This is a genomic window from Dermacoccus sp. UBA1591 (genome assembly GCF_002322065.1).
In the GTDB taxonomy this organism is placed as follows: Bacteria; Actinomycetota; Actinomycetes; order Actinomycetales; family Dermatophilaceae; genus Dermacoccus; species Dermacoccus nishinomiyaensis.
Window position 1 is genome coordinate 1 of the sequence record NZ_DCNR01000106.1, and the last position, 9348, is coordinate 9348.

General features: G+C 65.2%; 12 protein-coding genes. 8 read left to right on the forward strand and 4 right to left on the reverse strand.

Annotation, left to right across the window (positions count from 1 at the left end; translation table 11 throughout):
- Positions 1 to 26 precede the first annotated feature (26 nt).
- The 7 genes from B2284_RS11680 to B2284_RS11705 all read left to right on the forward strand — a co-directional run bounded on the left by B2284_RS11680 (position 27) and on the right by B2284_RS11705 (position 5852).
- On the forward strand, positions 27 to 1235 hold the full coding sequence (locus tag B2284_RS11680) for a hypothetical protein (protein WP_286697552.1): 1209 nt from the start codon (positions 27 to 29) through the stop codon (positions 1233 to 1235).
- Between the two features lie 1087 nt (positions 1236 to 2322).
- The gene (locus tag B2284_RS11685; RefSeq protein ID WP_286697553.1) at positions 2323 to 2805 is read left to right on the forward strand and encodes a hypothetical protein; all 483 of its coding nucleotides are present in this window, start codon (positions 2323 to 2325) and stop codon (positions 2803 to 2805) included.
- Complete coding sequence (locus B2284_RS11690; RefSeq protein WP_286697554.1) at positions 2798 to 3154, forward strand: hypothetical protein; 357 nt, start codon at positions 2798 to 2800, stop codon at positions 3152 to 3154. The genes B2284_RS11685 and B2284_RS11690 overlap by 8 nt, the downstream gene beginning before the upstream one ends.
- Positions 3155 to 3218: 64 nt before the next feature.
- Positions 3219 to 4022 carry a peptidoglycan recognition protein family protein gene (locus tag B2284_RS11695; RefSeq protein WP_286697555.1) on the forward strand — a complete coding sequence of 268 codons (804 nt, stop codon included), beginning with the start codon at positions 3219 to 3221 and terminating at the stop codon, positions 4020 to 4022.
- A gap of 475 nt (positions 4023 to 4497) precedes the next feature.
- Positions 4498 to 4824: an HNH endonuclease signature motif containing protein gene (locus B2284_RS14525; RefSeq protein WP_414646262.1), complete on the forward strand. Its 327-nt coding sequence runs from the start codon at positions 4498 to 4500 to the stop codon at positions 4822 to 4824.
- A gap of 75 nt (positions 4825 to 4899) precedes the next feature.
- Positions 4900 to 5544, forward strand: a complete 645-nt coding sequence (locus B2284_RS11700; RefSeq protein WP_286697556.1) for a peptidoglycan-binding domain-containing protein — start codon at positions 4900 to 4902, stop codon at positions 5542 to 5544.
- Entirely contained in the window at positions 5544 to 5852 is a 309-nt protein-coding gene (locus B2284_RS11705; protein ID WP_286697557.1) for a phage holin, read from the forward strand. Before B2284_RS11700 ends, B2284_RS11705 begins: the two co-directional genes overlap by 1 nt.
- Positions 5853 to 5943: 91 nt before the next feature.
- On the opposite strand, the gene B2284_RS11710 is transcribed toward B2284_RS11705, so the two are convergent.
- The 4 genes from B2284_RS11710 to B2284_RS11725 all read right to left on the reverse strand — a co-directional run bounded on the left by B2284_RS11710 (position 5944) and on the right by B2284_RS11725 (position 8781).
- Positions 5944 to 6171 (reverse strand): hypothetical protein, encoded by a 228-nt coding sequence (locus tag B2284_RS11710; RefSeq protein WP_286697558.1) that lies wholly within the window; start codon positions 6169 to 6171, stop codon positions 5944 to 5946.
- Positions 6171 to 6464 (reverse strand): hypothetical protein, encoded by a 294-nt coding sequence (locus B2284_RS11715; RefSeq protein WP_286697559.1) that lies wholly within the window; start codon positions 6462 to 6464, stop codon positions 6171 to 6173. Before B2284_RS11715 ends, B2284_RS11710 begins: the two co-directional genes overlap by 1 nt.
- On the reverse strand, positions 6461 to 7606 hold the full coding sequence (locus B2284_RS11720; RefSeq protein ID WP_286697560.1) for a tyrosine-type recombinase/integrase: 1146 nt from the start codon (positions 7604 to 7606) through the stop codon (positions 6461 to 6463). Before B2284_RS11720 ends, B2284_RS11715 begins: the two co-directional genes overlap by 4 nt.
- Before the next feature lie 254 nt (positions 7607 to 7860).
- Positions 7861 to 8781, reverse strand: a complete 921-nt coding sequence (locus B2284_RS11725) for a MerR family transcriptional regulator (RefSeq protein ID WP_006944166.1) — start codon at positions 8779 to 8781, stop codon at positions 7861 to 7863.
- A gap of 142 nt (positions 8782 to 8923) precedes the next feature.
- Between B2284_RS11725 and B2284_RS11730 the strand changes: the two genes are divergently transcribed.
- A partial coding sequence (locus B2284_RS11730; RefSeq protein WP_286697561.1) for a hypothetical protein occupies positions 8924 to 9348 on the forward strand: 425 nt, incomplete at its 3' end.

Here is a 9348-nt window from a genome sequence, read left to right on the forward strand (position 1 = left end):
GTCGTCACGATCATCTAGGAGCACTCATGGCACAGGTCTACTCGAAGACGCAGACTGATGCTCTACTTGCAGGAAAGGCTGACTCCGCAAGTATTGACAGGCGCACACTCAATGCCGACCTTGTCCTCGACCCAAGTTCATGGGACAAGAACGTTGTGCATGCCCTCGTCCTGACGCAGGATGCGACGGGGAACAGGAAGGTCACCCTCGCAGGTAAGTCGATTGTTGTGGATGCGGCGGCGAAGGCTGAGACGGTGCTTGCTGCAGTGTGGACCGGTACGAAGTGGATGGTTCGCTCTTCGGCTGCCAGCGCAGTTTCGGTGACGCCTGCTCCGGAGTGGTCAGCCGGGACAACTGCTACGACAGGTTCACCTACGGACACCTCGGTTGTTGTTTCCTTCTCACAGGACATTCCGGCAGGGACACTTCAAGTACGCTACGGCTCAACAGACTCGTGGCGCACTGTCGTCAGGTCGGGACGCAACGTCACTCTCGGGGAACTTTCTCCGGGTACGTCGTATGCCGCGCCCGAATTCCGTGTAGTCAACGCAAGCGGTGAGTCCAGCGTTATCGCGGCCCAGGCTTTCACTACGCTGACGAAGGCGAAGTATTGGACGCAGGGGCTCCTCGCGACGTTCACTGCACCAGATGGAACCCTCATCGAGAACTACACGCCCGAGAAGGGTGGGAAGTTTACGCGGGGAGACACGAATGCTGCTATCAAGATCGTCGGCGGGCAGACACAGGTTGAGTACACGGGCACCAACTATGCATATCAGACGCTCGGGTGGAGGACATCGAACGGAGACTTCAACCTCCGCATTCGAGTGAAGTACAGCGGCATCCCGTCCAGCAAGAACAGCATCGTCGTCGAAGCTACTGCGGCCCGCGACGGTGGAGCAGACTCGGGTTCAACCGGGATCGCTATTAACTCGTCTAGCATTAGCGCACCGGGAGATGGTACGTGGACGGAGAAGACCGGAAACACTGGCGGGGTCCCCGAATCTGGTGAATTTGTTATGACCTTCTCCGGCTCTACTTACGATGCTCTCACTATCACTCTCACTTCTGAGGGGACGAAGGTGCGTGAGTGGACTGGATCGTGGGCGACGAAATACGGCATCCCGCTCTTCCTTTATCGCGTCAGTCTGGGTATCGGCGGCGGGGATATTCACGCCGGTTCACCTGTGAGCGTCACGCATGTCGATGAGGTCGAAGTGGGGTACTGGCGGTGAAAGACGCATCTATTCTTTTTGCCCTGCTTGGCCAGGATGCGGATACCCCCTCGACGCCGTGGGTACCGCCCACGGCCTCTGATCCGCCCCCTGGAACATCTACGGGTGAGTCAGTGACGTGGCCGAACCTCATCGGGGATGACACGACGCTCTCTGTACGTCCGATTGACTTCACGTCGATAGCGACGATTCGCCTGTCAAAGACGGGTGGCGATGCCTCTACATTTCAAGATGCAGTCGTCCTTGCGTCAAATCGTCAGAACGCCTACCTGTACTCGGTTGGGCGCTCGCAGGCTACGGCGACACCGAACGATCGAGTCACGATCAGCGTTGAGCCGGGTGAATACACCGAGCCAGTGTCGACATTACTTCCCCCATTCCTATCGGTAGTCGCATCAGATCCCACACCGGGGAAGACGTCCATTCACTACGGACTCGAAGTGACGGGAGGTCTCTACTGGGAGGGAGTGGATGTCGTCAATCCGGATACTGTTCCGTCGTTCGATCCGAAATACTGCTTCCACGTCTACGCAGGCTCGACTATGACATTTACACGTTGCACTATGACGAATAAGGCCACCAAATCGGGCGGCTACCCCACGCCCATCGGTATGGACGGTGAGCAAGGTGCGACCCTACTCCTGCACCGAGTAACACTTCTGTCTGGCGTCTATACCAACCTGCACGGTCGGGAACTAGGCGCGTGGAGTGCCTCGAAACCGGGCATGACGGTCATCTTCAACGAATGTTCTTTCAAGGGTGGAAGCTTCTACTATGACGCACTGAACGACTCGACGAAGGACGAGCTGTGGGTGCAGAACTGCACGGGCCGAGCCGTCGGCCTTAGCGGGAAGTCGACCGCCGCGCACGTTGCTGGTAGCACTTTGGACACGCCGCCCACTGTCACGTCAGTACAGACGAACATGTCTGGCGTGCTGGGAAAGTTGGACTCTCGCTCTGACTGGCCTGTGCCCCTTGGAGGCCTTTCGGCTTCCGACCGAGCGACATACGGAGTGTGACGCATGATCCGTTGGATACGCGCCCACGCCGACCCCGACGAATGCCTCGCGGACAAGGCGGCGAGCGCATGAAACGCACCGAGCACGCCGCCGTCACCCGAGACCGCATCCTGCGCGCGCGCCTGTGGCTCATCCCCTGCGCGCTCATCTGGATCCCCATGGGCATCGGCACGATGAACGGTCTCGCGGGCAAGCCACGCGACGCGCCGCACCTGCTCATCCCGCAAGACCTGCGCGGCTGGGTGTGGATCGTCACCGGCCTCGCCGCGCTCGTCGTGCTCGTCGCCGACCGGCACCGCAGCGAACGCGGCACGCGAGTCGCGGCGGCACTGCTACTCATCATGCCGCTCGTGCGGGCCTTGTCATACAGCATCGCGGGCGTCTACGCGATCGTCGACCTCGACGGAAACGGCGGCCTCAACGGCTCACCAAGCGCCTACTACACGTGCCTACCCTGGTGGACGATCTCCCTCGCGATCCTCACCCAGGCCGTCACCTGGCGCCACATCGGCAGGTGCATCATCGCCCGAGTCAGGGGGCCGCGTGAGTGACGCATTCTGGCAGGCCATCGGGCCCGTACTCGTCGCCATCGTCGGGGGGCCGCTCGTGCTGCTCGTGAGCCGCTCCGACAAGAAACCCGCCGACACGCCGCCATCCGGTGAACGCCAGGCCATCGAAGCTGGCCTCGGCGTCTCCACAGCGGGCGTACCCGACGAGTCGATCGCCGTCTTCGCGCGCCTCTACGGCGACATCAGCGCCCTACGCACCGAGCTCGGCCTTGAGCGCACCTACGCCGACGACCTCGACGATCACATCGACGACATGATCGCTGGTCACTCCTTGGGCCGCTACCCACCGTGGCCTGAAAAGCCCACCCGCTCAGGCTCCACCCGAGCCTAACACCCCCCCACCATCCACGCCCCGCGCCACCCGGCCGGGGCGTTTCGCATGCCAAGGAGAAGCGATGCCCCTGCCCATCACGACGATCCCGTCCCCGAACTTCACGCGAGGCCGCGCCCGCAACGTGCGTCTCGTCGTCATCCACACCGTCGAAGCCCCCGAGCGCGACAGCATCGCCGAGGATGTCGCCCGCAACTGGTTCGCGACGACGGCCGCCCGATCGAGCGCGCACTACGTCGTCGACAGCGACTCGATCGTGCGCTGCGTCGACGAAGCGGACACCGCGTGGGCCGCACCCGGCGCGAACGCCGACGGCATCCAGATCGAACACGCCGGATACGCCGCACAGACCCCCAGCCAGTGGGGCGACGACTACTCCCGCGCGATGCTCGAGCTGTCCGCGCGCCTGACCGCCGACCTGTGCCGCCGCTACGCCATCCCCGCCGTGCACCTCACACCCGCTCAGCTCGCTGCGGGCGCGCGAGGCATCATCGGCCACATCGACGCGACCAACGCATACTCCGGCGGCCGCGGGCACACCGACCCCGGCCCGTCATTCCCGTGGGACGCCTACATCGCGAAGGTGCGCGGCTACCTCGGTCAGGCTGCGGCCGTCGCCCCGAGCAACGCGTTCCCGCTGCCCGCCGGGCACTGGTACGGCCCCAACGACGGCACGTGGAAGTCACACTCAGGCGTACGCGTCGCCGACCGCGCACAGATCAAGCGCGTCCAAGCAAAGGTCGGTGCCGCCGCCGACGGACTCTTCGGCGACCGTACAGCCGCAGCCGTCGCCAAGTGGCAGAAGGCGCACAAGCTCGTCGCCGACTCGAAAGTCGGGCCGGCGACGTGGGCCGCTATGTCCCTGTAGCACAGGTATACTAGGAGCGTCAGAACGGCCCCGACCGAGGTGGTGGAACACCTCAACCGGGGCCTAACGAACACCTGGATGAGAGGTGGCCGCTATGGCTAACCGTACATGCTCTGTCGACAACTGCGGACGCGAAGTCGTCGCCCGCGGTCTATGTCCCCGCTGCTACGAGCGCCTCCGCTCGCAGGGCAAACTTACGAAGTTGCCACCGAAAGCGCCCGTCGAATGTTCAGTCCTGGATTGCTCCAAGCTCGTGAGGTCAAACGGTTACTGCAACAGGCACTCGGAGAACCTCAGGCAGTATGGTCACGTCACGCCGGTGCGAGACTGGCCCCTCGTTGCCCGCCTAATCCAGGTCGGGTGGGATGAGACGGAACGCGGGTGCTGGGAATGGCGCGGCAAGAAGAACGACAGCGGGTACGGCCTGATCAAAGCACCCCGCCTCGCCCTGGAATCACCTCGCGTGCACCGCCTCATGTGGGCCATGCACAATGGCCCAATCCCAGAGGGTGCGGTAGTCCGCCATCGCTGCGACAACCCGCCCTGCGTGAATCCCAACCACCTGGAGATCGGGTCGCACCTGGACAACATGGAAGACATGAAGACCCGGGGGCGCAGTCGCTCCTACGCCACCGGACGGTATGACGGGGTGTGCGCCAATGGGCTCCATGATGTGTCCTCCCCGGGCTCGCTCAAGTACGTCACCACGAAATCGAAGAGCTACTTCACTTGCGTCGAGTGCGACCGTGCGCGCAAGGAGAAGTGGGAAGAAGCGCGCAGAGGGAAACCGTCTGCAGCCTGACGCACGCAACCCCTTAGAACCAGACAAAGCCCCCGTGCAACACGGGGGCTTTGTCGTACCTGAAAGGACACGATCATGGTCGATTCCGCATGGGCTGACCAGAAGCTCGCAGCCGCCCACCTCCTCGCCGCCGTCAACGACCTCAAGGCGCTCGGCTGTTACGCCCTCGAGTACCCGAAGGCGAACCCGTCGTTCCACATCAACGGTTCGCGCCACGCGGCAACCGGGTACGGCGGCCGCGCGTGCGCAGCTGACATCAACCGCGACCCCCGCGGCCCGAACAGCGAAGACGAACGCGCCTGGTTCGAGAAGGTCGGCCAGCACATCGCCTGGGGACACGGCCTGTCCGTGACGTGCGGCATCTATGGCTACGTCGAGAACCACTCCGGCTCGAACATGCACCTGCACATCGACGACGCCGCATGGTCGAACGTCGGCTACAAGCGCGGCGTGTTCCGCACCCCGAAGGCAGCGCGGCCCACGCTCCCCGCATGGCCCGTGCGCGCGTTCCAGAAGGCGCACGGCCTCGTCGTCGACGGCATTCCGGGGAAGCTGACGACGGCCGCCCTGCAGCGCGCCGTTGGTGCGACGCCCGATTCGATCTGGGGCAAGGCCACGACGGCCGCGATCCAGAAGAAGGTCGGCGCGGGGGTCGACTCCATCCTGGGCGGCGAGACGTACTTCAAGCTCGGCGTCGCCATCGAAGGAGGCTCGCTGTAATGGGACGCATCATCACCGACCCCGCCGTGCGCAAGGCGCTCTACGCCGTCATGACGGCGCTCGTGCCGATCCTCGTCGGTTACGGCCTGCTCAGCCCTGACGACGCCGCGAAGTTTGTCGGCCTCGCCGCTGCGATCGGTGGCGCACTGACGACGATCCTCGCCGCCGTGAACACCGCGCCCGCCGACTACACTCCGCGCCACGCTGACGACGGCGAACCGAAGTACGACGCCGGCGACCACCTACAGGTCATCCCCGCCGACGACGCGACGAGCGACCTCAAGTCCGACGCCGCAGGTACGCTGTAGACCTACGCTGCAATGTAGAGCCACCCGGCAACCGCCAGGTGCAACGAAGCGCCCCCCACCTCATCGCGAGGTGGGGGGCTCTTTCGTGCGTCTACAGCACCCGCTCCACCATCGCCCCCGCGAGCGCCGACACCGGCACGCCATCCGCGCGCACGTACACGCGATTGCCCGAGCGCATCACCGACTCGACCACGACGACGTCGCCATCCATGACGACACGGTCACCCGCGCGCAGATCAGCGGCCGTCACGACCTCGACGTCCTGCGAGCCCTCGCCCTCGGCGGGCGGCGTCGGGGTGGGGTGGGAGTCGATGTCCATCAGGGCGCATCCTCGACGTCGACGGGCCAGTGCGCACCGACGTAGAACGGGCCAGGCACTCGGCCGGAGTCGACGGGCTCGCACACCAGCACGACGACGCCGTCCGGGGAGGCGTCGCCATACCCACTAACCTCATGTCGGTGCAGCACCTTCGCCCGCGTCAGCGTCCGCCGCGTCAACGGCCACGGCTGCCCCTTCCGACCCGCCGCATAGCGCGGGTCATCGTCCGCCGGCCGCCACGCGATCGTCCTGCCGGCATGCTGCGGGCCGAGCTCGTCCATGCGCATCCTCATGAGGAATCCTTCTTCTCGATCTGCTTCGTCGCCTTCGTCAGCAGCTTCCCGACCTTGTCGACGCCCTTCCGGCGGATGTCCAGCTCCGTCCGAATGTAGTGCGCGTCGGTGACCTCCGGGTTCTCCTGCCCCAGAATGTCCGCGATGATGCGTGACGGCACGCCAGCGTCGGAGAGCATGCTGCCTGTCGTCTTGCGACACGAGTGCACCGACACGGGCTCAGCGATCCGTGCGAGGCGCTGATGGTTCTTCCACTTCCGCGAGTCAACTCCGGTGTTGGCGGGGCCGAACAATAGGCCATTTCGCGGGCTGCCAGCCTTCACCCAGTAGGCGTGCAGGTCGGCATACAGGTCGTTCATCATCGGCACGCTGCGCACCGACCGCGCCGTCTTCGGGGTCTGCAGGATGTACTCGCCGCCGACGTACGCCTGAGCCTGACGCACGTGGATGGCGCGCGCCGCCCAGTCGACGTGCTCCCAGTCCAAGCCGAGCGCCTCGCCCTGACGCAGCCCACCGAGCAGCGCCACCGACCAGCGAGCAACCTCCTTCGGCTCGCGGTTCTTGCGCAGCCATGCGAGGACGGTCGCGCATTCGGCCACGCTGAGCCGCCGAATCTCGGGCGGCCCGGTCGTCTTCGGCGGCTCAACGTTGTCGCACGGATTCCGCTCGATCTTGCCCTCCATCGTGGCGACCTTGAGGCAGCGCGACAGGATGACGTGCACCTGCCGGATCGTCGCCGTCGAGTACTCGCGCTCAGCGAGGTCCGCGTAGAAGGCGCGCACGTGCTCGGGCTTGATGTCACGCAGCCGGCGTTGCCCGAGCGCCGGGATGATGTGCTGCTCCATCTTTGAGCGGTGCGACTGCAGTGTCGTCGGCTTCACCCTGGTCGTGCAGATCTCGTCGAGCCAGTACCGGCCCCACACCGCCAGCTTGGTAGCTCCGCCGGCGCCGACGCCTCGTGCGACTTCGGACTTGAGCTTCTCGACCTTCTTCAACAGCTCCTTGTGAGTTGGCGCGCTGACGGATCGGGTGCCGCCACCGTCGAGCTTCATCGTGAAGACCTCGACGCCGTTCGGCCGGGTCCAGTAGGTTCCTTCGCCGCGGCGTCTGCGTGGCCGCGTGCGGTGGTCGTCGTCCGTCATTTTCACCCCGTGCTGTTGTCTATCTGTTGTCTATCGCACGCTGTCGGACGCTAGCGTGCGCCACCGACAACCCGGCAGGGTGAGACGTATTCCGTTGCAGTGCAACGCTTTTCGAGAACTGCTTCGGCTAACCAAAGATCGTTCGAGAGGATTATGAGTCCCCTGCTCTGACCAGCTGAGCTACCGCCCCTCGCCCGCTCGTCGCGGGCCGCAAGAGAGTTTAACCCCCGTGACGTGGGGTTACCCACGTGGCGTCAGCCGACCAACTGTGCGGCGGCGTCCGAGTCGGATCGTCCGGTGCGCCCCGATTCGTCGATGAGTGCGGAAGCTGCGGCGACGACGTCCTGCGACATCGCCTCGACGCCGAGGTCGGCGCAGATGGTGTCGGTGGCGCCGCGCCCGCCGATGAGGAGGCGGTAGGAGCGCGCGAGGTCACGCAGCTCGTCGAGCGAGCGACGGAACGTCGTGTCACGCGTCGCAGCCATGACGACGAGATCGGGCTGCAGGATGGAGCACGCCTGCGCAAGATCAGCGACAGGCGTCTCCTGGCCGATGTAGCGAATGCGCCACCCCGAGCGCGCGAGAAGCACCCCGAGCACGAGCAGTGGAATGTCGTGCTGCTCCCCCGGCGGGCAGGCGAGGACGACGAGGGGCCCGTCACCGTCGGCCCACATGAGGCTGTAGCTGTCGAGGCGACGGCGGATGAGTTGCGTCGCGAAGTGCTCGTGCGCGACGGACACCTCACCCCGTTCCCAACGCCCGCCCAACTGCACGAGGAACGGCATGAGGCCGTCACGCAAGGCTTCCTCGAGCCGATGCGATGACAGCAGCCGATCCAGCGCGGCACTCAGGGCGAACTCGTCGAACCGGTCGACAGCGCGGTGCATCTCGTAGACGATGGCTGCGGCGTCGATACGTCGGCCGGCCGGGATCTGGGCGACGACGTTCGCGTTGACGCGGCGCGCGGCCTCCGCGATGGACACACCTTGCTCGCGTAGGCCCAGCACCGCAGAGACGCGACGGACGTCGAGTTCGCTGTAGACGCGGTAGCCGCCCGTCGTGCGCGACGGTTTGAGGATGCCGTAACGGCGCTCCCACGCGCGAAGGGTGTGAGTCGACACCCCGACGCGTTCGGCAAGTTCGCCGATCTGCAGCCCCTCGACATGCGTTGACATACGCAGAGATTAGCGACCTTGAGAACGTTAGACAAAGGTTTGTCGTCGCCTGTCACCCCGCCTTACGTTCAAAGGAACGCCGCACACAGCGAGTTCCCATTCGTCGGCGCCCGCCGCAGCTGCCGACCAGAAGGGGCCGACCATGAGCATGGCACTCGAGACCGACACATCTTTCAGTGACCTTGGCCTGAGCCTGCCCGCACTGGCCCGCCTCCGGCTGCACCAGACCTGGACGGCGCCGCTGCCTGTCAGCTCTACCCAGGCAGCTGAACTGTGGCTCGCCGACCTCGACCTGCCCGTACGCCTCTCCCGGTGGGCGCATGGCTTCCGCTCGTACGACCTCGGCGCGTTCACCGCGGATGAGTTCGCCGCGCGTAAGCGTGACGTTCTCACCGCCTGTGGCCGCACGGACGGTCGCGTCCTCATGCTCGCGCAGCCGGCCCGCGACGCCGTCGCGCCCCGTATCTACTGGGTCCTCGACGAGGACGACACCCCCGTCGCGCACATCGCCGAGATCGTCCACGACGGCGAGCGCCTCGGCATGTTCGTCACCGGCGCCGACGGCAG

Bases quoted from the DNA above. Each gene is read 5' to 3' on its own strand.
- B2284_RS11680 (WP_286697552.1), top strand. From the start codon at position 27: ATGGCACAGGTCTACTCGAAGACGCAGACTGATGCTCTACTTGCAGGA.
- B2284_RS11705 (WP_286697557.1), top strand. From the start codon at position 5,544: ATGGGACGCATCATCACCGACCCCGCCGTGCGCAAGGCGCTCTACGCC.
- B2284_RS11700 (WP_286697556.1), top strand. From the start codon at position 4,900: ATGGTCGATTCCGCATGGGCTGACCAGAAGCTCGCAGCCGCCCACCTC.
- B2284_RS11695 (WP_286697555.1), top strand. From the start codon at position 3,219: ATGCCCCTGCCCATCACGACGATCCCGTCCCCGAACTTCACGCGAGGC.
- B2284_RS11715 (WP_286697559.1), bottom strand. From the start codon at position 6,464: ATGAGGATGCGCATGGACGAGCTCGGCCCGCAGCATGCCGGCAGGACG.
- B2284_RS11725 (WP_006944166.1), bottom strand. From the start codon at position 8,781: ATGTCAACGCATGTCGAGGGGCTGCAGATCGGCGAACTTGCCGAACGC.
- B2284_RS11720 (WP_286697560.1), bottom strand. From the start codon at position 7,606: ATGACGGACGACGACCACCGCACGCGGCCACGCAGACGCCGCGGCGAA.
- B2284_RS11685 (WP_286697553.1), top strand. From the start codon at position 2,323: ATGAAACGCACCGAGCACGCCGCCGTCACCCGAGACCGCATCCTGCGC.
- B2284_RS14525 (WP_414646262.1), top strand. From the start codon at position 4,498: ATGTGGGCCATGCACAATGGCCCAATCCCAGAGGGTGCGGTAGTCCGC.
- B2284_RS11710 (WP_286697558.1), bottom strand. From the start codon at position 6,171: ATGGACATCGACTCCCACCCCACCCCGACGCCGCCCGCCGAGGGCGAG.